General features: G+C 39.2%; 24 protein-coding genes. 18 read left to right on the forward strand and 6 right to left on the reverse strand.

Features of this window, described 5'->3' with window-relative positions; translation table 11 throughout:
• The first annotated feature begins 8 nt into the window (after positions 1-8).
• Both ACINWC141_RS17895 and ACINWC141_RS17900 read left to right on the forward strand, forming a co-directional pair.
• On the forward strand, positions 9-578 hold the full coding sequence (locus ACINWC141_RS17895) for a CAP domain-containing protein (protein ID WP_009393513.1): 570 nt from the start codon (positions 9-11) through the stop codon (positions 576-578).
• A gap of 11 nt (positions 579-589) precedes the next feature.
• The gene (locus tag ACINWC141_RS17900) at positions 590-952 is read left to right on the forward strand and encodes a glyoxalase superfamily protein (RefSeq protein ID WP_009393633.1); all 363 of its coding nucleotides are present in this window, start codon (positions 590-592) and stop codon (positions 950-952) included.
• Between the two features lie 15 nt (positions 953-967).
• Here ACINWC141_RS17900 and ACINWC141_RS17905 read toward each other — a convergent pair whose 3' ends face one another.
• On the reverse strand, positions 968-1,540 hold the full coding sequence (locus tag ACINWC141_RS17905) for a nicotinate-nicotinamide nucleotide adenylyltransferase (protein ID WP_081400213.1): 573 nt from the start codon (positions 1,538-1,540) through the stop codon (positions 968-970).
• 109 nt (positions 1,541-1,649) lie between these two features.
• Between ACINWC141_RS17905 and ACINWC141_RS17910 the strand changes: the two genes are divergently transcribed.
• On the forward strand, positions 1,650-2,450 hold the full coding sequence (locus ACINWC141_RS17910) for an enoyl-CoA hydratase-related protein (RefSeq protein ID WP_009393496.1): 801 nt from the start codon (positions 1,650-1,652) through the stop codon (positions 2,448-2,450).
• On the opposite strand, the gene ACINWC141_RS17915 is transcribed toward ACINWC141_RS17910, so the two are convergent.
• The 4 genes from ACINWC141_RS17915 to purL all read right to left on the reverse strand — a co-directional run bounded on the left by ACINWC141_RS17915 (position 2,443) and on the right by purL (position 8,279).
• Positions 2,443-2,763 carry a YqfO family protein gene (locus ACINWC141_RS17915; RefSeq protein ID WP_009393705.1) on the reverse strand — a complete coding sequence of 107 codons (321 nt, stop codon included), beginning with the start codon at positions 2,761-2,763 and terminating at the stop codon, positions 2,443-2,445. The genes ACINWC141_RS17910 and ACINWC141_RS17915 overlap by 8 nt on opposite strands.
• A 68-nt stretch (positions 2,764-2,831) precedes the next feature.
• Complete coding sequence (locus ACINWC141_RS20635; RefSeq protein ID WP_005307535.1) at positions 2,832-2,957, reverse strand: KGW motif small protein; 126 nt, start codon at positions 2,955-2,957, stop codon at positions 2,832-2,834.
• Between the two features lie 200 nt (positions 2,958-3,157).
• The gene (locus tag ACINWC141_RS17920) at positions 3,158-4,363 is read right to left on the reverse strand and encodes a multidrug effflux MFS transporter (RefSeq protein ID WP_009393728.1); all 1,206 of its coding nucleotides are present in this window, start codon (positions 4,361-4,363) and stop codon (positions 3,158-3,160) included.
• 82 nt (positions 4,364-4,445) lie between these two features.
• Complete coding sequence (gene purL, locus ACINWC141_RS17925; protein WP_009393558.1) at positions 4,446-8,279, reverse strand: phosphoribosylformylglycinamidine synthase; 3,834 nt, start codon at positions 8,277-8,279, stop codon at positions 4,446-4,448.
• A 309-nt stretch (positions 8,280-8,588) separates the two neighbouring features.
• Between purL and ACINWC141_RS17930 the strand changes: the two genes are divergently transcribed.
• The 10 genes from ACINWC141_RS17930 to pal all read left to right on the forward strand — a co-directional run bounded on the left by ACINWC141_RS17930 (position 8,589) and on the right by pal (position 18,388).
• Entirely contained in the window at positions 8,589-9,929 is a 1,341-nt protein-coding gene (locus ACINWC141_RS17930) for a deoxyguanosinetriphosphate triphosphohydrolase (RefSeq protein WP_009393671.1), read from the forward strand.
• Between the two features lie 93 nt (positions 9,930-10,022).
• Complete coding sequence (gene ruvA, locus ACINWC141_RS17935; RefSeq protein WP_009393659.1) at positions 10,023-10,622, forward strand: Holliday junction branch migration protein RuvA; 600 nt, start codon at positions 10,023-10,025, stop codon at positions 10,620-10,622.
• Between the two features lie 7 nt (positions 10,623-10,629).
• Positions 10,630-11,634: a Holliday junction branch migration DNA helicase RuvB gene (ruvB, locus tag ACINWC141_RS17940; protein WP_009393711.1), complete on the forward strand. Its 1,005-nt coding sequence runs from the start codon at positions 10,630-10,632 to the stop codon at positions 11,632-11,634.
• Between the two features lie 204 nt (positions 11,635-11,838).
• Complete coding sequence (locus ACINWC141_RS17945) at positions 11,839-13,173, forward strand: M20 family metallopeptidase (protein ID WP_009393573.1); 1,335 nt, start codon at positions 11,839-11,841, stop codon at positions 13,171-13,173.
• Between the two features lie 210 nt (positions 13,174-13,383).
• Positions 13,384-13,791, forward strand: coding sequence for a tol-pal system-associated acyl-CoA thioesterase (gene ybgC, locus ACINWC141_RS17950; protein ID WP_009393444.1), 408 nt, complete (start codon positions 13,384-13,386; stop codon positions 13,789-13,791).
• A 23-nt stretch (positions 13,792-13,814) separates the two neighbouring features.
• Positions 13,815-14,513 (forward strand): protein TolQ, encoded by a 699-nt coding sequence (gene tolQ, locus ACINWC141_RS17955; protein WP_003650232.1) that lies wholly within the window; start codon positions 13,815-13,817, stop codon positions 14,511-14,513.
• Entirely contained in the window at positions 14,513-14,965 is a 453-nt protein-coding gene (gene tolR / locus ACINWC141_RS17960; protein ID WP_003650231.1) for a protein TolR, read from the forward strand. Before tolQ ends, tolR begins: the two co-directional genes overlap by 1 nt.
• 3 nt (positions 14,966-14,968) lie before the next feature.
• Entirely contained in the window at positions 14,969-16,426 is a 1,458-nt protein-coding gene (locus ACINWC141_RS17965; protein ID WP_009393691.1) for a TonB family protein, read from the forward strand.
• Positions 16,427-16,519: 93 nt separating this feature from the next.
• Positions 16,520-17,800 carry a Tol-Pal system beta propeller repeat protein TolB gene (tolB, locus tag ACINWC141_RS17970; protein ID WP_009393565.1) on the forward strand — a complete coding sequence of 427 codons (1,281 nt, stop codon included), beginning with the start codon at positions 16,520-16,522 and terminating at the stop codon, positions 17,798-17,800.
• Positions 17,801-17,827: 27 nt separating this feature from the next.
• Entirely contained in the window at positions 17,828-18,388 is a 561-nt protein-coding gene (pal, locus tag ACINWC141_RS17975) for a peptidoglycan-associated lipoprotein Pal (protein WP_009393712.1), read from the forward strand.
• Positions 18,389-18,446: 58 nt separating this feature from the next.
• Here the strand turns inward: pal and ACINWC141_RS17980 are convergent, their stop codons facing one another.
• Positions 18,447-18,632 (reverse strand): NF038105 family protein, encoded by a 186-nt coding sequence (locus ACINWC141_RS17980; RefSeq protein WP_009393678.1) that lies wholly within the window; start codon positions 18,630-18,632, stop codon positions 18,447-18,449.
• A 184-nt stretch (positions 18,633-18,816) separates the two neighbouring features.
• Here ACINWC141_RS17980 and ACINWC141_RS17985 point away from each other — a divergent pair, with 184 nt between their 5' ends.
• The 5 genes from ACINWC141_RS17985 to ACINWC141_RS18005 all read left to right on the forward strand — a co-directional run bounded on the left by ACINWC141_RS17985 (position 18,817) and on the right by ACINWC141_RS18005 (position 22,087).
• Positions 18,817-19,788: a class 1 fructose-bisphosphatase gene (locus ACINWC141_RS17985; RefSeq protein WP_009393508.1), complete on the forward strand. Its 972-nt coding sequence runs from the start codon at positions 18,817-18,819 to the stop codon at positions 19,786-19,788.
• 59 nt (positions 19,789-19,847) lie between these two features.
• Positions 19,848-20,624 carry a TrmH family RNA methyltransferase gene (locus tag ACINWC141_RS17990; protein WP_009393594.1) on the forward strand — a complete coding sequence of 259 codons (777 nt, stop codon included), beginning with the start codon at positions 19,848-19,850 and terminating at the stop codon, positions 20,622-20,624.
• A 159-nt stretch (positions 20,625-20,783) separates the two neighbouring features.
• The gene (locus ACINWC141_RS17995; RefSeq protein WP_004790645.1) at positions 20,784-21,398 is read left to right on the forward strand and encodes an RNA polymerase sigma factor; all 615 of its coding nucleotides are present in this window, start codon (positions 20,784-20,786) and stop codon (positions 21,396-21,398) included.
• Positions 21,388-21,708, forward strand: coding sequence for a hypothetical protein (locus ACINWC141_RS18000; protein ID WP_004643705.1), 321 nt, complete (start codon positions 21,388-21,390; stop codon positions 21,706-21,708). The genes ACINWC141_RS17995 and ACINWC141_RS18000 overlap by 11 nt, the downstream gene beginning before the upstream one ends.
• The gene (locus tag ACINWC141_RS18005) at positions 21,698-22,087 is read left to right on the forward strand and encodes a DUF3106 domain-containing protein (protein WP_009393622.1); all 390 of its coding nucleotides are present in this window, start codon (positions 21,698-21,700) and stop codon (positions 22,085-22,087) included. The genes ACINWC141_RS18000 and ACINWC141_RS18005 overlap by 11 nt, the downstream gene beginning before the upstream one ends.
• Positions 22,088-22,138 lie beyond the last annotated feature (51 nt).

Raw genomic sequence — 22,138 nt, forward strand, 5'->3', positions numbered from 1 at the left:
GCATTGATATGAGTCTACTCAAAACCTGCTCTTTACTGCCTGCTACTCTTTTTATGGGTGCATGTAGTGCAAATACATTAGTAATACCCACTGATAGCACCCCATCAATTGCTCAAATTCAAAAAAACTCCAATGAAATAAGCTGCCAAGATTTACAAAATTCAGCCTACCAACAAGCTGTACTAAACACAATTAATCAAATCCGACAGCAATCACGCCAATGTGGTCAGCAGTATTTCCCTGCAACCAAACCACTAAGTTGGAGTAACAATTTATATAAAGGTGCACTTTCTCATAGCCAAGATATGGCAGCACATAACTTTCTCGGACATGTTGGCTCAATGGGTCTAGACTTAAAATCACGCTTGAAACTTTATAATACACTCGGTAAAGCCAATGGTGAAAATGTCGCTAGTGGCCAGAAAACTTTAGGGCAAGTTATGTCTAAATGGCTGTCGAGCCCTCTACATTGTAGTAATCTAATGAATCCAAAATTTACAACTTACGCAATCGCTTGTGCTTCTGATCAGTCTGTAAAGCAAAAGAGTTATTGGACTCAACAATTTGGTACGCGTTAAAAGGAAAAATGATGCAATCTGGTTCAATCACTCCAATTTTAAGAATTTTTGATGTTGATTTAGCTCAATCATTTTATCTTGATTTCTTAGGTTTTCAGCTTGATTGGCAACATCAATTTGAAGAGAACTTTCCGTTATATTTACAAATTTCCAAAGATGATTGTGTCATTCATTTATCTGAACATTTTGGAGATGCGAGCCCCCATAGCGCAATTCGTATTTATTGGGAACCTATTTATGAGCTGCATAGTGAATTGAGTGAAAAGGAATATAAATTTTCTAAACCTCAGATTGAAAAAACCGACTGGGAAACACTTGAACTCAGTATCACTGATCCTTTTTCCAACCGAATTATTTTTTGGGCAGATGCTTAATGGATGTAGATTAATTCAAATCTCATCGAGATTAGAACGGTCATCTTCTTCAAATCTTTGCTGTAGTTGCTGATAAGTACGTGTTTTTTTAAATTCATCTAAAAATCGAATGGTTCCTACAGGGAAAAATTCTGTTTGGATTTCCCCCCGATAATAAGCTTCTCGCATTGGCGTTGCCGAAATTGAATCTTTTAAGCTATCAAGCTCAACCATAATCCATTCAGGAAATAGTCTCAAATAATAGGAAGACTCATCTTTGAAATGCCCAATCAAACCAACTTTTGAGTTGGGTTCAATCACACCATTCACTAAAGTTTTGACTTGTTTTACCCACTTTTCGTCGTTATAAACATCCACTACATGTACAAAAAGAATCCGCTTTTGTTCTTCCAATGAAAAATTTGACAAGATCATTTGCTCGCGCTCTACTGCTAAGAATGGATTCTTAATATTACGTTCCATTTGAGCAGAGCCTAAGGCTAAAACTACATAATGGCTTTGTTGTAACGCAATTTCAATTGTCTGCATATGAGCCAAATGAAATGGTTGAAAACGCCCTATAAAAACGAGATAGTCAAATTTATACATAATTAGATTTTCACTTTTTATGAACTCATCAGTAACGCTCATTGCAAAAAATATGCGCCATAATGAGAACCTAAAAATTAACAACGTGGTTTAAAGCAAGGATAGTACGATGACACTTAGCTGTATTCAACAACCTCATCAACATTTACACGCAAATTTAGAAGGTGGCGTACTCACCTTAGCCATAAATCGCCCAGATGCAAAAAATGCACTCTATGGCGAACTTTATTTATGGATTGCTCAAGCACTAGATGAAGCCGACCTTAATAAAGATGTTCGAGTAGTCATTCTACGTGGTGTAGAGCAAGATTTTACCGCTGGCAATGACATGAAAGATTTTATGGGTTTTGTACAAAATCCTAACATAGGTCCAGCCGGAGAAGTTCCGCCATTCGTTTTACTTAAAGCGGCTGCCAAATTATCAAAGCCACTTATTATTGCAGTAAAAGGTGTGGCAATTGGAATTGGCGTTACGATTTTATTACACGCAGATTTAGTTTTTGCTGACAACACCGCCCTTTTCCAAATTCCATTTGTAAGTCTTGGCCTTTCTCCAGAAGGTGGTGCAAGTCAATTACTCATTCAACAAGCGGGTTATCACAAAGCAGCTGAACTTCTATTTACTGCGAAAAAGTTCAATGCAGAAACCGCGGTACAAGCTGGGTTAGTTAATGAAGTCGTTGAAGATGCTTATGCCTCTGCTCAGGCAACAGCTCAGCATTTAGCAGCTTTACCACTTGCATCGTTAAAACAAACCAAAGCGCTTATGAAGCATAATTTAGAACAGATTATTGAATGTATTGATCATGAAGCTGAAATCTTTATGCAACGCGTTCACTCACCTGAAATGCTAGAAGCAGTGCAAGCATTTATGCAAAAACGCAAACCGGATTTTTCTCAGTTTAATTAAAATCAATTTCTATGATTTGAATAAACTCAAAGGCAGGCTCTTCATAAGGATGGCTTGCCTTTAGTGCTTTCGCTACGGCCTTGGCATTTTCTTCAATCACGATTGTTTCCACACGCCATTCTTCGACTTGTTCAAGTTCACCTAGTTCTCCGATATAAGGATCTGCGCCTTTAACTGGCTTAAACTGCCCTATTCCTTTCACTTGCCATGCGCAGTGTTCATAATTACCAATGCCACCTGCACCAGCAGAGAAAATGGCTTGTTTAGTCGACTCAAGATGTGAATCAGGTACGTAATAAATCAGCTTTAACATAAGCAAAATGACTCAAAACTAGTGGACTTGCTTTAAATCATACCGTTTAAAAAGCTTCAAAATCAAAGTCAGCTCATCATTACCAAATAATTTGCTCCAATAAAGAGTATTTGAATCGCAAGCGCTAAGCCAAATAAACGCCAGCCCATATCTTTTTTATAAAACGTTTTTATGTGATTTTCATTTTTCATCATTTTGATCTCCGATTTTTTATCGTTGTTACAGAGAAAGCAAAAATTGAACCAACCTCAAATAAAGCATAAGGGGTTAAATAGTAAGCTGTCTATACTCTTATACGTTTTTTTAAAATGCTTCAAGAGCTTCAACAATCCATATGCAGCTATTAGTTTGAAGAAATTTGAAAATTCAGTGATTTATCTTCATCCCTATAATTTTAAGCGTCCGATTTCTTTAAATATCTATTCTCATATATTGTCATAGCGAAAGCTAAACCACACAAAATGACAAAACCACAAGTCATTGGAATTAATGTACCGTTATATAATTGCCCAATAATAGAGGCAAGAATAAGTGACAAGACAGAGGAAGCTGCACCAATAATAGCCGATGCCATTCCAGCGACATGTCCCATTGGTTCCATCGCAATCGCGTTTAAATTACCAAATAGAGTTCCAAATAATAAAAATAAAATACAGGCATAAAGCATAAACATCCAGAATGATACAGCCACGCCTAAAAGCTGAATTCCCAAGAAAATCAAAGAAATTAAACATAAGCCTAAAAAGCCATAAATACAGATTGGGCGCATACCAAGCTTCATAACAATTTTAGAGTTTGTAAATGAGGCGATTCCCATCACACCTGCAAGCACAGCAAAATAAGCACTAAATTCTTGTCCTGTTTTACCAAACTGCTGCATAAAGATTTGTTGAGAAGTTCCCAAATAACCAATGAATCCACCAAAGCAAAAACCTGCACATAGCAAATAGCTCATGGTAGTTTTATTACTTACAACTTCTTTAAAGCCCTCTTGAAATGCTTGCAACCGCATAGGTAAGCGATTTTCAGGCATTAAGGTTTCTTCTAATCGTAAAGCAACCCATGCTCCAATCACTGTGGCATAGACCATATATAAAACAAAGATCTCACGCCAACCAAAGAAATGAATAATGAGTTGCCCTAGACTCGGTGCAACTGCTGGAGCCACCATAAATACCATCATGATTAAAGACATGATGCGAGCCATTTGAGCTCCGCTGTATTTATCTCTAACAATTGAAATAGTAGCAACATAAGGCCCTGAAACACCAATACCTTGAATAAAGCGTCCAACTAAAAACCACTCAAAACTTTGTGTTGTAAAGCACAATAAACTTCCCAGAAAATAAATAATAATTCCTGTGAATAAAATGCGTTTACGCCCAATCGCATCGGATAGAGGCCCCGCAATGAGCTGCCCAATGGTCATGCCAGAAAAAATACCAATAATGACCCACTGCGACTGGTTATTATTTTTTAATTCAAAAATACGTCCAATTTCGCCTAAAGCAGGCAAAACTGCATCTATCGAAAAAGAAACAATCGACATAAGCAAGGCCATAAGCAATGCAAATTCACGGAAATGGATTTTTGATTTCATTTTTCTTCTCTACTATTTATTCTATTTACATTGTACTACATACAAATAAGCCACCTTACGGTGGCTTATTTCAATTTTTATATTAACCAATAAACTTACGAGCATTACGGAACATACGTAACCATGCACCGTCTTCAGTCCACTCTTCTGGTTTCCAAGAATGCTGAAGCGCACGGAAAGTACGCTCAGGGTGTGGCATCATAATCGTTGCACGACCATCTTTAGAAGTCACACCAGTAATCGCTTCAGGTGAGCCATTCGGGTTCAATGGATAATGCTGAGTCGGGTTACCAAGGCTATCAACATAGCGTAATACAACTTGGTTACCTGCATTTAAACCAGCAAGTGCACTTTCACTAGCAACCGCACGACCTTCACCATGTGCTACAGCAATCGGTAAGATTGATCCTTCCATGCCATCAAGTAATACAGAAACAGATTTTTCAACACGAACGTTTACGCTACGAGCTTCAAAAACTTCTGACATATTGCGGTGGAAACGTGGCCAGTGTTCAGCACCCGGAATAAGTGGCGCTAATTGTGACAACATTTGGCAACCATTACAGATACCTAAGCTGAACGTATCTTCACGATGGAAGAATTGTTCAAACTGATCACGTAATTTAGCGTTGAACAATACTGATTTTGCCCAACCACCACCAGCACCCATTACGTCACCGTAAGAGAAACCACCACAAGTCACTAAACCTTCAAAATCACTTAGGCTAACGCGACCAGCAAGTAAATCACTCATATGCACATCAATAGTATTGAACCCAACCTTATCAAAGGCTGCTGCCATTTCAATATGACCATTTACACCTTGCTCACGCAAGATCGCCATATTAGGACGACGTGTATTAATGAACGGCGCTTCAATAGGTTCATTCAAATCGAATGTTGGTTTAGCAATTAAACCTTGGTGTGCATTATCAGTAATTAATGAAAATTCCTGATCAGCAGTTTCTACGTTATCACGTAGACGTTGGATCTGATGAGATACCTCAGACCAAGCTTGTTGTAATTCAGCACGATCTAAAGTTAAACCATTTACAGACAATTGATCTGAGTTATTTACACGACCAACTACAGCAATTGCATCTTTTAAGCTAGAAGCTTCGATTTCTGCTTGTAAAGCTTCCCAATCAGTTGCTTTGATTTGAAGTACTGCACCAATTTCTTCTGCAAATAAGCCTGCAGTAGTCTGGTTTTCTAACGCAACACCTAAACGTGCAGCAAACATCATTTCAGCTACAGAAGCTAATAAACCACCATCACCGATGTCATGGTAAGCTTGAATCAAGCCACGATTGTTCCAGTCTTGGATTAAAGCAAAGAACGCTTTGAAGTCATCAAAACTATCAACGTCTGGAGTGGTTGAACCGATTGCTTTATATACTTGAGCAAGAATTGAACCGCCTAGACGGAACTGACCTTTAGATAAATCAATACGTACAAGTACAGAATCTTCTAGATTCTTAAGTTCAGGCGTTAAGGTCTTACGAACATCTGTCACTGGAGCAAACGCAGTGATTACACCCGTCATTGGAGAAGTTACAGCTTTATCTTCGCCGTTGTCATTCCAAGTCGTGCGCATTGAAAGTGAGTCTTTACCTACCGGAATTGCAATTCCTAAAGCAGGACACATTTCCATACCAATTGCTTTCACGCCTTCAAACAATGCTTGATCTTCACCTTTTTGACCAGCAGCAGCCATCCAGTTTGCAGAAAGTTTAATATCGCTAATTTGTTCAATGTTTGCACATGCAATATTGGTAATTGCTTCAGCAACTGCCAAACGAGCCGATGCTGCTGGATTTAACAATGCAACTGGTGGACGTTCGCCCATTGCCATTGCTTCACCAGTGAAACCTTGCAAACTTGTTGTCGTTACTGCTGCATCTGCAACAGGAACCTGCCAACGACCAACCATTTGATCACGAGCAACCATACCTGTAATTGAACGGTCGCCAATTGTGATCAAAAATGACTTAGATGCAACTGTCGGGTTTTTCAATACACGGAAAATCGCATCTTTCAAATCAACTTTTGAAGCATCAAAATCATCGCCACTACGTTCAATAGTTTCATAAGAACGCTGCATGCGTGGTGTACCACCAAGCATTACCTGCATTGGGATATCAACAGCATCATTTTGGAATAATGGATCTTCAACTGTTAAGTGACGTGCTTCAGTTGCTTCACCCAACACTGCAAACGGACAACGTTCACGTGCACAGATTGCTTCGAACTGCTCTAAAGATTCTGGACGAATAGCAAGAACATAACGCTCTTGTGCTTCATTTGACCAGATTTCCATTGGGCTCATGCCCGGTTCTAATGAAGGAATCTTACGAAGGTTAAGAACTGCACCTAACTCATGATCATTCACAAGTTCAGGCATAGCATTTGATAGACCGCCCGCGCCAACGTCGTGTACAGAAACGATTGGGTTGAAGTCTTCTAAGCGCCAGCAAGTATCGATCACTTCTTGACAACGGCGTTCCATTTCTGGGTTTTCACGTTGTACTGAAGCGAAATCAAGGCTTTCACCCATTGTACCGCTATCTACAGAAGATGCTGCACCGCCACCAAGACCGATTAACATCGCAGGACCACCCAATACAATGAGTAAATCACCTGGTTGAATCGCATCTTTTTCTACATGGTCAGGACGGATATTACCGTAACCACCAGCGATCATGATTGGCTTGTGGAAGCCCTTCACTTCACCATTTACATTCTGTTCGAAAGTACGGAAATAACCATTTAACGCAGGACGACCAAATTCGTTATTAAATGCCGCACCACCTAATGGACCTTCAATCATGATTTGTAATGGCGATGCCATACGTGAAGGTTTACCGTAGTTTTCTTCCCAAGGTTGTTCAAAACCAGGAATGTTTAAGTTCGAAACTGTGAAACCTGTTAAACCAGCTTTTGGTTTACCACCACGACCTGTTGCACCTTCATCACGGATTTCACCGCCTGAACCAGTTGCAGCACCAGCAAATGGAGAAATTGCTGTTGGGTGGTTGTGAGTTTCAACCTTCATTAAAATATGAGCAGCTTGGCTCTTATATTTATAAACAAAGTGACCATTTTCATCCGCTTTCGGATAAAAACGCATCGTGTCATAACCTACAATTACTGACGCATTATCTTTATATGCCGATAAAACATCAGTTGGTGATTCTTTATAGGTGTTTTTAATCATCTGGAACAATGATAATGGTTGTTTTTCACCATCAATTGTCCATTCAGATCCAAAGATTTTATGACGACAGTGCTCAGAGTTTGCTTGTGCAAACATCATCAACTCGATGTCATTTGGATTACGACCAAGCTTACCGAATGCTTCAGTTAAGTAATCAATTTCTTGTTCAGACAACGCAAAACCGAACTCATTGTTTGCTTTAACCAAAGCTTCTTTGCCTTGACCCAAGATATCAATTGAATTTAATGGTTTTGGAGCAGTTTCTGAAAATAATGCTTTTGCATCATCAATTTGAGCAAAAACTGTTTCTGTCATACGATCATGAAGTACTTGTTTAACTTCATTAGAAATCTCAGAAACACCTTTTAAAGTAAACAAAAGACCACGTTCTAAACGATGTACTGGCGTATTACAGTTCTTGAAAATATCAGTTGCTTTAGAAGACCAAGGTGAAATAGTACCCACACGTGGCGTAACTAAAATCTGAATCTCATCACTTGCAGATTGACGAAGTTCAAAAGACTCACCGTCATTTAATAATTGCAAAGCAGATTGATGTTGCTGCTCGTTGAGCGCTTGATCAAACAAATAGACCCACTGGCTGTCAAAAGATTGAACAGAACTAATTGACGATAAACGTGTTAATAGTTGAGCTTTCTTAAAAGAAGAATGTGCTGCTGCACCGGCCACGATAAACATGTTGATTTTGGCTCCACGGGCAGGTCTTGTGAACCTTACCGCAATGTGACTTTAGAGAGAGCGCATATTCTACTGCGTCTTGCTAAAATCAGCTAGATGTAGAATCAGTATTCTGTAACCTAATTCTGCAAGAAGTGATGAGTTTTTTGTTCAAAATCATTTTTTTAGGCATTCTGGCTAAAAATAAATTGTTTCATGTTTAGTCAATAACATAATAAAACCTGAACTAAGACAAACTATGTCGCACCATGCTAGTGCTTTTAACTTTTTTTTGGCATGATCAGGTTTTATAGTTTTGAATAATGATAAATGGAACAAATGCGTTGGTTAGAGCTGCTTTCTGCAGTTCGTTTAGGTAGTAAAAAAAGTAGTACAGAACTGGCTCGTAGCCCATTCCATAAAGATTATGATCGCATTATATTTTCTCAAAGTTTTCGTCAGCTAAACCGTAAGACGCAAGTTCACCCACTCGCACAGCATGATGGCATTCACACCCGTTTAACTCACTCACTTGAAGTTTCCTGCATTGGCCGCTCAATGGGCATGCTTGCAGCAGAAAAAATAAAAAATGAATTACCTGTCTGGATTTCTCCTGCCGATGTTGGTGCAATTATTCAAGCAGCCTGTCTAGCTCACGATATTGGTAACCCTCCTTTCGGTCATGCGGGTGAATATGCAATTCGAGAATGGTTCGATGATGCTTCACATAATGATTTTTTAAAAAAATTAAGTCCAGAAGAAGAAGCAGACGTTCGCCAGTTTGAGGGTAATGCTCAAGGATTACGTTTATTAAGTCGTATTGATTATCATCCGAATGATGGAGGAATGCGCTTAACCTATGCAACCTTAGGGGCTTATTTAAAGTATCCATGGCTTTCAAAAACCATTGCTTCACAAGGTGATCGCCCTTCTCATCAACGAGCAAAGTTTGGGTGCTATCAGTCTGAAAAAGAAATTTTAAAACAAATTGCTGAACAGCTCGGGCTTATTCAGTTAGGTGAATATCACTACTGCCGTCACCCACTGACCTACTTGTTAGAAGCTGCTGATGACATTTGCTATGCCTTAATTGATTTAGAAGATGGCATTATCTTAAATATGCTCACTTACCAAGAAGTTGAACCAATTTTCTTAAATCTTATTGCCGATTATGGGCAGCCCGAAGAATTGTCACACCCGAACAGTACGTGGCAACAAAAAATTTCGGCACTACGTGGTCGTGTCATGAAACGTCTAGTTGATGAAGTCACCACAGCCTTTGCTAAACATCATTATGAAATCATTACCGGTCAGCTTAAAGGCAACCTTTTACAATATTGTTCACCCGATATTGCAGTTGGTATCGAAACAGCCAAAAATCTGGCACGAGACAAAATTTTTGAACATCCACAAAAATCAGGGCTAGAAATTATTGCGCATCAAAGTTTGCAAACGATTTTGGATGCATTTGTACCGCTGACTACCCCACATAAATCTTTAAGCTTTAAAGAACAACGTTTAATGTCTATCCTTAGTCTATATGGTGCTAACTTTAGCAATAATCACTACAGCAATATTATGCAAGTACTCGATATTATCAGTAAGTTCTCAGATCATCAGGCTTATAGCTTGGCGCAAGAGTTGCAAGGTAATAAAATAGGTTTGTTTTAAGCTGGCTTAATATAGAAAGAAATAAAACCAGTGTCGTTTTCAATTAATGTTAAAACGACCAGATTTACAGTTATGAATAAGTGAAACTACTCTATGATCGGATGTTTAATTGGCGAAGTGTTTGCCCTAGAAGCCCCTACTGTATTACTAAATGTAAATGGTGTGGGTTATGAAATTGATACGCCACTTTCAACATTTTGCCAATTACAAAAAGGCCAGAAAGTTACGCTATGGACGCATTTGGTTGTCCGTGAAGATGCACAGCAACTCTACGGTTTTAGTGATGCTCAAGAAAAAACTATTTTCCGCACCCTATTAAAAGTAAATGGTGTCGGTCCGAAAATGGCATTAGGTATTTTGTCGACATTAAGCATTGAGTTGTTAGTGCATACGATTGAGCATGACGATATCAACACGTTAGTCAAAGTTCCGGGCGTTGGCAAAAAAACAGCCGAGCGTTTAATGATTGAGCTTCGTGACCGTTTCAAAACATTGGCTCAAGGAACTTCTACTTCAGCTACCCTGCCTCAAATTCAGTTTGCTGCAAACTCACCTGTAGCAGAAGCAGAAGCCGCTTTGCAATCTTTAGGTTATAAGCCACTTGAAGCACAAAAAGCTGTTGCTGCGGTTAAAGCCGATTACACCGAATCAGCCGATATTATTCGTGCTGCTCTAAAATCAATGATGAAGTAAAACACTTATGCAAGACCGTTTAATCAGTGGAGCAGAAAAACCAGAAGATCATTTTGATCGGGCGATTCGACCGACTTCACTTGCCGACTACATTGGACAACCTGTAGTACGCGAGCAAATGGAAATTTTTATTGGCGCAGCTCGCGGTCGTGGTGAAGCACTCGACCACACGCTAATTTTTGGTCCACCGGGCTTGGGTAAAACCACACTTGCCAACATTATTGCGCGTGAAATGGGCGGTAATCTTAAATCTACTTCAGGGCCAGTTTTAGAGCGTGCGGGCGACTTAGCGGCAATGCTCACCAACCTTGAAGAAGGCGATGTCTTGTTCATTGATGAAATTCACCGTCTTTCTCCAGTGATTGAAGAAATTTTGTACCCAGCAATGGAAGATTACCAATTAGATATCATGATTGGTGAAGGTCCTGCTGCTCGTTCAATTAAACTAGATTTACCACCGTTTACACTGGTCGCTGCAACGACTCGTGCGGGCTTGCTTACATCACCACTACGTGACCGTTTCGGTATTGTGCAACGTCTTGAGTTTTATTCTGTAGAAGACTTAACTCATATTGTGTCACGCTCTGCAAACTTAATGAATGTGCCAACTACAGTTGAGGGTGCAGAAGAAATTGCACGTCGTGCACGTGGAACACCTCGTATTGCCAATCGATTATTACGACGTGTGCGTGACTATGCACAAGTGAAAGGTACAGGTGAAGTGACCCACGAAATGGCGCAACGTGCTCTTGATATGCTCAATGTTGATAAGGCAGGCTTAGACACTCTAGACCGCCGTTATTTGAGTATGCTGTTAGAGCGCTTTGATGGTGGTCCTGCAGGAGTTGAAGCGTTAGCAGCCGCAATGGCTGAAGATAGTGGCACACTTGAAGACGTGATTGAACCCTATTTAATTCAACAAGGTTATGTTATGCGTACCGCTCGAGGACGTATTGCAACTAATCAGTCTTATTTACAATTTGGACTGACGCCACCCGAGCCTAAAAACTAGCCAAAGGAAGAGAACTTTCTCTTCCTTTTTAGTCTCACTATACTTTCTTAAATAAAATAATAATTGTCTTATCAATCAATTAGCGAATCGATACCTTTTAAGTCTTTCTTTATACCTTATTGATTTTTTAATTTTTTTAAAAACTGAATTATAAGAAATCTAGATATTAAATCTTATGAACAATAATATTTTTAGGATAAGGACATGTATAAAAAAGCCGCTTTATTTTTGCCACTCGCCTTCATGAGTCAGCTGAGCCTAGCAGATTGGGTTAACGATGCTACTCAACAAAATGAAAATCAGGTCATTCAGCTAAGACAAAACATTCACCAACATCCTGAACTGGGCAATATGGAATTTAAAACCTCTGCACTTGTTCAAAAAGAATTAAAGTCTTATGGCATTCAAGTCAAAACAGGCTATGCGAAAACCGGTGTAATTGGCATCTTAAAAGGCAACAAACCAGGCCCTATTATCGCACTTCGAGCGGATATGGATGCTCTACCCATGGAAGAAAAAAGTGGTGTTCCCTTTGCCAGTAAACAAAAGGCAATTTATCAAGGTAAGGAAACTTACGTAATGCATGCTTGTGGTCATGATGCACATACTGCAATGTTATTAGGCGCAGCAAAAATTTTAGCTGCGAATAAAGATAAAATATCGGGCACCGTTATTTTTGTTTTCCAACCTGCTGAAGAAGGTGGTGCAGATATAGATAACTTCACTCAGGGTGATCAAATCGGTTCACGAAAAATGATCGCAGACGGTGCATTTAAAGATTATAAACCCGAGGCTATTTTTGGAATGCATGTCATATCTGGTATGCAAAGTGGGCATCTTTATTACAAGGATGGTGCTATTTTAAACAGCGCAGATCACTTACGTATTCAGGTCAATGGCAAACAGGTCCATGGCTCTACCCCATGGTTAGGTAGAGATCCGATTTATGCATCGGCACAAATGATTAATAATTTACAGAGCCTTATTAGCCGAAGAACTGATCTAACCAAAGGTATGGGTGTAGTCAGTATTGGTAATATTCAAGGTGGTACAGCAGGAAATGTGATTCCCGAACAGGTTAATATGATCGGTACCATTCGCTCTAATAACGAAGAAATAAGAAATAACATCTTAAAAAGTCTACCGGTCATGATAGAGCATAATGCTCAAGCCAATGATGTAACTGCTAAGGTTGAAATTGCACCTTATGCACCAGTGACCATGAACGATAAAACCCTTACTCAACTTATTCAGCCAACATTAGCCAAAGTTGCTGGAGATTCAAAACTGCATGTGCTTGATCACAATGCCAGCGCTAGTGAAGATTTTGCCTATTATGGCAAGTTAATGCCCTCATTTTTTGTTTTCTTAGGTGCAACTCCAGTAAATCAAGACTTAACTCAGGCTACGCCAAATCATAGTCCTTATTTTATTGTAGATAACAAGGCCTTAAAAACTGGAACAGAGCTGCATGTAAGATTCGTATTAGATTATCCGAATATATCAAAACAGGTTCAAACCGCATGGAAACCGTCATAATTTAAAAGCATACTCGCCATGAGATGTACCGTTTTTAGACCAGAAATACAGCAATCGCAATTGAAAGGTTGTGCCATAGGACTTAGTATGCAATCTGCTAAACTGCCCCGTATTTAAAGCATATACGTGGCCTCGAATAAAATTGATGTTTTATTCAGCAGTCACAATTTAAATGCAAAGCTCTATAGTGAACTAAAACGGAATCCTCTCATGGCGAATCATTTTGAATTCAACATTCGTGTTTATATTGAAGATACGGACGCAGGTGGCATCGTTTACCATGCCAACCACATTCGCTATATGGAACGTACTCGTACAGAGTGGCTCCGTGCCGCTGGCGTTGATCATTACTGGCATCAAAAAGACTACAACTTTGTCGTACACAAAATTGATGTAAAATACATGCGTCCTATTTTAATGGATGATTTAATTACTGTTACAGCACGTGTAGTTTCATGTAAAGCTGCGTCATTTATGTTGCAACAAAATATTTATCGTGGTGAAATCTTGCTTGCTTCTGGTGAGGTCGAGTTGGCATGTTTAAACAAAGAAATGATGCCTCGTCGTCTTCCAGAAGAAATACGTGATCTTATTCGTAAAGAATTGGAACAAGACTAAAAAAACAACCGGCATATGTAACTATGGCAACAAACATTGAATCAACCCTGCATATTTCTGACCTTATTTTACAGGCAAGTCCAGTCGTTCAGTTGGTCATGCTAATTTTATTGTTAGCATCAATCTTTAGTTGGTATCTGATTGCCAAGTTACATATGAGTTATAAAAAAGCACATCAAGAAGACGAGCATTTCCAAAAAATGTTCTGGTCGGGTGCTGAACTCAATACGCTTTACAACAATGCTCAGCTCAACTCAAAACGCTCAGGTCTTGAAGACATCTTTTATCAAGGGTTGAGCGAGTTTTTTAAACTTAAAAAACGTCAGGCTCCTGTTTCACAAACCATTGAAGGGACTGAACGTATTTTACGTGTAGGTTTGAGTCGTGATCAGAGCCATCTAGAATATGGCTTAGGTAGTTTAGCCAGTATCGGTTCTGTAGCGCCTTACATCGGTCTATTCGGTACCGTTTGGGGAATTATGAATGCCTTTATCGGCTTAGCTGCTGTTGATCAAGTTACTCTAGCAACTGTTGCACCGGGTATTGCCGAAGCACTTATTGCAACTGCAATTGGTTTATTTGCTGCAATTCCTGCCGTATTGGCTTTTAACCATTTCACTTCTAAAAGCGAAAGTGTTTACTCTGATCGCGCTTTATTTGCTGAAGAGATGATTGCTTTATTGCAACGTCAGTCTGTGGGTTCGTCACAGGAAGATGCATAATGGCAATTCAGCGTTCAGGGCGCTTTGAGCGCATAAAAAAACCACTAAAAAGTGATATGAACGTCGTACCCTATATTGACGTTATGCTCGTACTTTTGGTTATTTTCATGGTGACTGCTCCCATGATTACTAGTGGTATTAAAGTCGATTTACCTCAAGCAAATAACCATCCAATTGAATCAAAAGATATGCCAGCCATGGTAACGATTGGTAAAGATGGCAATATTTATCTTCAATATGAAGATTACAAAGATAGTGAACCATTGTCTCGTGAAAAACTTGAAGAAGTTTTAAGCGATGCTCAAAAACAAGCTGAACAAGAAAATAAACAACTCACAGTTTTAGTCAATGGTGATAAGTCTCGTCCTTACGGGGAAGTCGTATCATTGATGGCAAGTTTACAAGAAGCAGGTTTAACTCAAGTTGGCCTTCTGACAGAGCCTTTAAAATAAGCTATGAATAAAAATCAAAAGCCACACTTTAAACAAAATGCGATTGCATTGAGCTTTACACTAGGAGTTCATGCAATTGCCATTGTTGGCTTGCTTTTTTTAGGCTTGAGTAAACCACCTGAACAGCCAAAAAAGCTCACAACTATTTTAGTTAAGCCAGAAGATTTACCTCCTCCGTTAGCAAAAGAAGTTGAACAACCGACTACAGCTACAAATGAAGCAAAAGAGGTGTTAACCCCTATTGTGGATGAAACGCTTCCTCAAAATCTTCCAGTTACGCCTCCTCCTCCGACAGCTCAACAACTTGCTGCTCAAAAGCAAAAGGCCGAACAGGCACAGCAAGCAAAATTAGCTGAACAAAAGCGTAAAACTGAAGAGGCTGCAAAAGCTAAACAAGCGGCAGAACAGCAACGTATAGAGGAAATACAAAAGCAACAGGTTGAAGCTAAGCGCCAAGCCGAGGCTAAAGCAAAATCTGAAGCTGAACAAAAACGTAAGACCGAACAAAGTGCGAAAGCCGAAGTAGAAGCTAAGGCCAGACAAAAAGTTGCTGAAGAGGCTAAGCGTAAAGCTGAGACTGATGCAAGGCTAAAACATGAGGCCCAAAAAGCCGAAAACGCTAAACTTCAAGCACAGCAAGACGCTAAACGCAAAGCTGAAGCAGACGCCAAAGCTAAACAGCAAAAAGCCAATGAAGACGCTAAGCGTAAAGCTGAAGCCGATGCAAAAGCTAAACAGCAAAAAGCCAATGACGATGCTAAGCGTAAAGCTGAAGCAGATGCTAAAGCTAAACAGCAAAAAGCTAATGACGATGCTAAACGTAAAGCTGAGGCTGATGCAAAAGCTAAACAGCAAAAAGCTGATGACGCTAAACGTAAAGCTGAAGCAGATGCTAAAGCTAAGCAGCAAAAAGCCAATGATGATGCTAAACGCAAAGCTGAAGCAGACGCTAAAGCTAAACAGCAAAAAGCCAATGAAGACGCTAAACGTAAAGCTGAAGCAGACGCTAAAGCTAAGCAGCAAAAAGCTGACGACGCTAAACACAAAGCTGAGGCTGATGCAAAAGCGAAACAGCAAAAAGCTGCTGATGATGCTAAACGTAAAGCTGAAGCAGAGGCCGAAGCAAAAGCTGCATCTGCTCAAAAAGCACAAGAAGAAGCAGCTCAGAAGAAAGCCGAAGCTAAAAAAATTGCTTCTTCAGCTAGACGTGATTTTGAGCAAAAAATTCGACGCTCTTGGGATGTCCCAACAGGCAGTAGCGGTAAAACAGTGAGTGTTCGTTTTACCCTCTCAGATTCGGGAAGCGTTAATTCTATTGTAATCACACGTTCAAGTGGCGATGATGCTTTAGATGCAAGTATTAAGGCTGCAATTCAAGCCTCTGCACCATATCCTATGCCATCAGACCCAGATGCAAGACGCGAAGCAAGAAGTGTTAACTCTACATTTAGAGCGCAATAATTTTGAAAGAGTTACATGCTTTAAATAGTTTAAGGCATGTAACTATGCTACAAAATCAACAGTCACAAAAATACCAGCTATGACTTTAAACTTATGAATACGAGCCGCAAACACCTGCTATCTTTAGCATTAATCACCGCCTTAAGCCCTATTGCTTCTACAACTGCTTTTGCTCAGTTATATCTGGAAATTGCTAAAGCACCAGATCAGGCACCAAAAATTGCTATTGTTCCGTTTAACAATGACAATGGGCTCTCCCCTATTGTCGAAACTGACTTAAACCGTTCTGGACGCTTTACAAGCTCATCTAAAAATTTACCGGCTAATGCTGCAATCAATCAGATTCAAGCTTCTGACTGGCAAGCTGCCGGAATTCCCTATGTAGTTACTGGACAAATTAAACAGACAGCTACAGGTTTTGAAGTTCATTACCAACTTTATGATGTACAAAAGCAGCAATATATTTTAAATGAACTTTTAAATGTGCCTGCTTCACGCATACGTCAAGCTGGCCATATGGTAAGTGATGCTATTTATCAGGCACTTACTGGTATTCCAGGTGATTTTAGCGGCCGTATTGCGTATGTACTGAGAAATCCGGCCACTCCTGCTGAACGTTATACTTTACAAATTGCAGATACAGATGGTGAACAACCAAAAACTGTTTTGTCATCTCGTGACCCAATTCTTTCTCCGGCATGGACACCTGATGCCAAGAAAATTGCTTATGTTTCTTTTGAAACCAAACGTCCAGCAATTTATCTACAAGATTTATCTACTGGAACACGTGAAGTACTCACGAGCTTTAAAGGTCTAAATGGCGCACCGAGTTTTTCACCTGATGGCCAATCAATGCTATTTACAGCATCTATGAATGGCAATCCAGAAATCTATCAAATGGACTTATCAACTCGCCAAGTCAAACGTATGACAAATGACTCGGCAATTGATACAGAAGCACGTTATACACCAGATGGAAAATCGTTTATTTTCACTTCTGACCGTGGTGGTTCAGCCCAAATCTATCGTTATACCTTTGCTGATGGGTCAGTAAAACGTATAACGTTTAAAGGGTCATTTAATGCACGTGGAACTTTGAGTGCAGATGGCAAAAAGATTGCTCTTGTTCATCGTCCAAGTGGCAGCAGTTATAAAGTTGCAATTCAGGACATTAATACTGGTATCACCAATATTCTTACTCCAACCAGTTTAGATGAATCACCAAGTTTCTCACCGAATGGGCAAATGGTGGTCTATGCGACTCGTGAAGGCAACCGTGGCTTGTTATCTATCATGTCTACTGATGGACGTTTCCGTATGAATTTACCAAGCGAACAAGGTGAAGTACGTGAACCAGCTTGGGCACCAAAATAACTTTTAATTCCATTGATGGAGATAGTCATGAAATCAATCAAATATTTAGCTTTACCCTTTCTTAGCGTAGCGCTTGTGATGACAGGTTGTGCTAGCCGCAAACCTGCAGCAACTACAACAACTGGTACAAATCCAAGTACAGTTAACACTTCTGGTTTAAGTGAAGATGCAGCATTAAATGCTCAAAATTTGGCTGGTGCTTCATCGAAAGGTGTAACTGAAGCAAATAAAGCTGCTTTAGCTAAACGCGTTGTTCATTTTGATTATGACAGCAGTGATTTATCTACTGAAGACTATCAAACTCTCCAAGCTCATGCTCAGTTCCTTATGGCAAATGCAAATTCAAAAGTTGCTTTAACTGGCCATACAGATGAACGCGGTACACGTGAATACAACATGGCCTTAGGCGAGCGTCGTGCTAAAGCTGTACAAAGCTACCTAATTACCAATGGTGTAAACCCACAGCAACTTGAAGCTGTAAGCTATGGTAAAGAAGCTCCTGTGAATGCAGGGCATGATGAATCTGCATGGAAAGAAAATCGCCGCGTTGAAATTAATTACGAAGCAGTACCCCCTTTATTAAAATAAGGGAATATGCATAAAAAAACGCTCATAAAATATGAGCGTTTTTTTATAAAAACATAACTTAAGAAGATTTCTTTTCTTCTTCAGTATGTTGCATAGATTCAATCAAATCATGCTTATTAAAATCTTTATATTCAGGTTTTGCTTCATAATCTTTCCACGCTTCCTGAACATTCTCTTTCGAAATTTCATCTAGATTGATTGGTTCACCTGCCGTGGGGGTCGCATCAAACTTCTTTGTTGTCATTTCGATTCTCCTAAAAATATACAGTCCGTTGTCATGTAATCAACATACCATTTAAAATGGGGGTTGTAAGCATAAATCCAACACAAATAAAGTAAGATAATTTTTATTTTGTGACATTCTCATCTAGAATATGCCTCGTATTTATCTGACTCATTTTGATGCTTGAAGCACAGGAGCTTTTTTTATGTCCAACCTCACATTGTCCCAATTTTTACAACAACAAAAAGGGAATCTAACACCTGAGTTGGCTCAAGTCATCGACACTATCGCCACTACCTGTAAAACAATCGATCAAGCCTTACAAAAAGGTGCGCTCGCTGGTATTTTGGGTAGTGCTGGTAATGAAAATGTTCAAGGTGAAACACAGAAAAAACTTGATGTAATTTCAAATGACTATTTAATTGATGCTTTAAAAGTTCATCCACAAGTGGGTGGCCTTGCTTCTGAAGAGCTTGATGAGTTCACACCTGCACAAGAAAATGGTAAATATTTGGTTTTATTTGATCCATTAGACGGCTCAAGTAACATCGATATCAATATGTGTGTAGGCACAATTTTCTCTATCCTGCCTGCAAAGAATGCGGTAACTCAAGCAGAAGATTTCATGCAAGCTGGTACACAGCAAGTTGCTGCTGGTTACGTACTTTATGGCCCATCAACCATGATGGCCTTAACTGTAGGAAATGGCGTAGTATTCTTTACTTTAGATCCAGAAACTCAAACATTCTTGCTAACTACTGACAATGTTCAAGTTTCAGCAGATACTCAAGAGTTTGCAATTAACGCGTCTAACCAGCGTCATTGGGAAGAACCAGTAAAACAATATATTGATGAATTACTTGCAGGTAAAACATCTATACGTGAAAAAGATTTCAATATGCGTTGGGTAGCATGTATGGTGGGTGATATTCACCGTATTTTATGTCGTGGTGGTATTTTTCTTTATCCATATGACTTAAAAGATCCTAAAAAAGCAGGTCGTTTACGTTTAATGTATGAAGCAAACCCAATGAGTATGCTCATTGAACAAGCTGGTGGCTCATCAACAACTGGACGTGTTCGCATTTTAGATATTGAACCGACAGAACTTCACCAACGTGTTCCTGTAATTATTGGTTCTAAAAACGAAGTTGAACGCGTAACAAGCTATCATTAATAATTTTAATTATTTAGGGCATCATAGTATGATGGTGCCCTTTTGTTGGATATTTTCTTATGGCGGTTATTTTTTTAGAATCAAAAGACAATGCAAAAATTAAACATTTGCGTGGGTTAATCGAACTTAATAGCGCCCGAAAAAAGCACCAACAAACTGTCCTTGAAGGTACCCATCTCTGCTTGACGTGGTTACAACAGCAAAAGAAGATTTTTTCTTTATTTACGACAGAACAAGCATTAGAACATACTGATTTAAAAAAAATAATTGAACTGCATCAAGGTCATATCTTTGTTATTAGCGAAGTTTTATATAGAGATTTGAGCACACTAGGTACAAGCTTACCTTGTTTAGCTATTATTGATTTACCTAAAACTGCATCAACAATTGACTATAAAGTAGATACTTTAATTCTGGAAAATATACAAGATCCAGGTAACGTAGGCACATTACTACGTTCAGCAGCGGCAGCAAATATTAAACAAATTATTTGCACACAAGGATCTGCATCACTTTGGTCGCCACGAGTTTTAAGAGCAGGCATGGGAGCTCATTTTAGCTTACATTGTTTTGAAAACTTTCAACTGACAGATATTCTTCCAAAATTTCATATTCCAGTTTTTGTTACAAGCTCACATCGCTCAACCAGTATCTACTCAAAAGATCTTTCCAAACCATGTGTCTGGATTTTAGGAAATGAAGGTCAAGGTGCAAGTGATTACGCCTTAGAGCATGCAGAATCGGTGACTATTCCTCAGCCAGGTGGACAAGAGTCATTAAATGTAGCAATTGCAGGTTCTATTTGTTTTTTTGAAATGGTTCGTCAGCGCCAATAAAACGTTAATTTATTTTACATCTCACATATTTGTGAAAAAAATCAATTACACTAGTAAAAAATAACCGATTGTTGTCAACCTCCCACCTCTTTTCAACGTTATATAAGAGATATATTGAAGATAAGGTGGGTATGTCCAATGACAGGATTTTCCATCTCCATGGATTTAGCACCGAAAAAGTCTCGATCGGAAACATCTAGTGCTCATGCAAGCACGGCTGAGCAACGCCTGAAAGTTTTCATGCAAGATGTAACTGGTCGTGCTTTGGTGATGATGGAGAGTGCTACCCAAGGTCAACAAGGTATTGCAATGGATTTGGTTCAAGAAGCATTTATTGCTTTACACAAATCTTATGCCGATAAAAGTACTGAAGAATGGTATCCCCTGTTTTATACTATTTTAAACAACAAACTTCAGGATTGGCGCCGCAAAGAATCTCGTAGAGCAAACCCATTTTCATTCTTCAAAAAAGTTAGTCTGGACAATGACGACGACGAAGTTATTGATGTAGTTGATGAAAAAGCCATCAATCCTGCAGATTTTCTTGATCAAGCAGTGACTATCGAAGAAATTCGAGAAGCAATTTCAAAGCTACCTGTTCGTCAACAACAGGCATTTATGTTACGTGCATGGGAAGGTTTTGACACACACACAACAGCTCAGATCATGAACTGTACTGAAGGTAGTGTTAAAACCCATTATCACCGAGCAATTCAGGGACTTAGAGAGTACTTAGCCCATTTAAATCCCTTGGGAGGTTCTGATGAATCATGATGATTTCACTAAAAAGGTGACGTCTAAACTTGATAGTTTGGCACATCACCATAAAAATAAAACAGTGGTCATGAATCATGTGCTTGACCATATTCAACAAAAACCAGCCTCTTTTTATAGTGTCTGGAAAATGTCTGGTTTTGCACTTGCAGCTGCGATCACAGGTTTTGTAATTTTACCTAATTCAGCAGATATTGTGGATAAGCCGCAAAATCAAGTGATTGTAAATCCTAAATTATCTCCACAAATGGTAGAAGATTTAGAAATGCTAATGGTGTTGGGTGAGGATAAAGTACAACATGGCAGCTAAAAAATTAGCACTTATCCTGTGTTCATTAAGTTTCTTGCAAACCAGTTTTGCAGGTTTTGAACGATTTTGGATTTTTTCTAAGGATGCCAATACACAAGTTGATGACACATGGAATGCTCTTTCTGAAGAGGAACAACGTGCAGTTATTAAACGCTACCAGAGCTTAAAAGAGTTACCAGCGAACCAAAGTACGAACCTACAGCAACGTATGGACTGGTTTACTCAGCTCCCCGAAGCTGAAAAAGAAAAAATGCGTGAAGCATGGCAAAAAATGAGTACACAAGAGCGTAATGATTTACGCCAGCGTATGCTTAAAGCGAATGGCGAAGAAAGAACAGCTATTCGTGAAGAGTATATGAATAAGTATTTAGAACATTAAATATAACTCTGTAAAATTCGCATGTAGTAGATTTAATGCCTTAAATAATTT

It is taken from the genome of Acinetobacter sp. WC-141 (genome assembly GCF_000313935.1).
Classification (GTDB): domain Bacteria; phylum Pseudomonadota; class Gammaproteobacteria; order Pseudomonadales; family Moraxellaceae; genus Acinetobacter.

What these genes read in the sequence shown, in the direction of transcription:
- ACINWC141_RS17895 (WP_009393513.1), top strand. Translation starts at nt 9, where the DNA reads ATGAGTCTACTCAAAACCTGCTCTTTACTGCCTGCTACTCTTTTTATG.
- ACINWC141_RS17900 (WP_009393633.1), top strand. Translation starts at nt 590, where the DNA reads ATGCAATCTGGTTCAATCACTCCAATTTTAAGAATTTTTGATGTTGAT.
- ACINWC141_RS17905 (WP_081400213.1), bottom strand. Translation starts at nt 1,540, where the DNA reads ATGTATAAATTTGACTATCTCGTTTTTATAGGGCGTTTTCAACCATTT.
- ACINWC141_RS17910 (WP_009393496.1), top strand. Translation starts at nt 1,650, where the DNA reads ATGACACTTAGCTGTATTCAACAACCTCATCAACATTTACACGCAAAT.
- ACINWC141_RS17915 (WP_009393705.1), bottom strand. Translation starts at nt 2,763, where the DNA reads ATGTTAAAGCTGATTTATTACGTACCTGATTCACATCTTGAGTCGACT.
- ACINWC141_RS20635 (WP_005307535.1), bottom strand. Translation starts at nt 2,957, where the DNA reads ATGATGAAAAATGAAAATCACATAAAAACGTTTTATAAAAAAGATATG.
- ACINWC141_RS17920 (WP_009393728.1), bottom strand. Translation starts at nt 4,363, where the DNA reads ATGAAATCAAAAATCCATTTCCGTGAATTTGCATTGCTTATGGCCTTG.
- purL (WP_009393558.1), bottom strand. Translation starts at nt 8,279, where the DNA reads ATGTTTATCGTGGCCGGTGCAGCAGCACATTCTTCTTTTAAGAAAGCT.
- ACINWC141_RS17930 (WP_009393671.1), top strand. Translation starts at nt 8,589, where the DNA reads ATGGAACAAATGCGTTGGTTAGAGCTGCTTTCTGCAGTTCGTTTAGGT.
- ruvA (WP_009393659.1), top strand. Translation starts at nt 10,023, where the DNA reads ATGATCGGATGTTTAATTGGCGAAGTGTTTGCCCTAGAAGCCCCTACT.
- ruvB (WP_009393711.1), top strand. Translation starts at nt 10,630, where the DNA reads ATGCAAGACCGTTTAATCAGTGGAGCAGAAAAACCAGAAGATCATTTT.
- ACINWC141_RS17945 (WP_009393573.1), top strand. Translation starts at nt 11,839, where the DNA reads ATGTATAAAAAAGCCGCTTTATTTTTGCCACTCGCCTTCATGAGTCAG.
- ybgC (WP_009393444.1), top strand. Translation starts at nt 13,384, where the DNA reads ATGGCGAATCATTTTGAATTCAACATTCGTGTTTATATTGAAGATACG.
- tolQ (WP_003650232.1), top strand. Translation starts at nt 13,815, where the DNA reads ATGGCAACAAACATTGAATCAACCCTGCATATTTCTGACCTTATTTTA.
- tolR (WP_003650231.1), top strand. Translation starts at nt 14,513, where the DNA reads ATGGCAATTCAGCGTTCAGGGCGCTTTGAGCGCATAAAAAAACCACTA.
- ACINWC141_RS17965 (WP_009393691.1), top strand. Translation starts at nt 14,969, where the DNA reads ATGAATAAAAATCAAAAGCCACACTTTAAACAAAATGCGATTGCATTG.
- tolB (WP_009393565.1), top strand. Translation starts at nt 16,520, where the DNA reads ATGAATACGAGCCGCAAACACCTGCTATCTTTAGCATTAATCACCGCC.
- pal (WP_009393712.1), top strand. Translation starts at nt 17,828, where the DNA reads ATGAAATCAATCAAATATTTAGCTTTACCCTTTCTTAGCGTAGCGCTT.
- ACINWC141_RS17980 (WP_009393678.1), bottom strand. Translation starts at nt 18,632, where the DNA reads ATGACAACAAAGAAGTTTGATGCGACCCCCACGGCAGGTGAACCAATC.
- ACINWC141_RS17985 (WP_009393508.1), top strand. Translation starts at nt 18,817, where the DNA reads ATGTCCAACCTCACATTGTCCCAATTTTTACAACAACAAAAAGGGAAT.
- ACINWC141_RS17990 (WP_009393594.1), top strand. Translation starts at nt 19,848, where the DNA reads ATGGCGGTTATTTTTTTAGAATCAAAAGACAATGCAAAAATTAAACAT.
- ACINWC141_RS17995 (WP_004790645.1), top strand. Translation starts at nt 20,784, where the DNA reads ATGGATTTAGCACCGAAAAAGTCTCGATCGGAAACATCTAGTGCTCAT.
- ACINWC141_RS18000 (WP_004643705.1), top strand. Translation starts at nt 21,388, where the DNA reads ATGAATCATGATGATTTCACTAAAAAGGTGACGTCTAAACTTGATAGT.
- ACINWC141_RS18005 (WP_009393622.1), top strand. Translation starts at nt 21,698, where the DNA reads ATGGCAGCTAAAAAATTAGCACTTATCCTGTGTTCATTAAGTTTCTTG.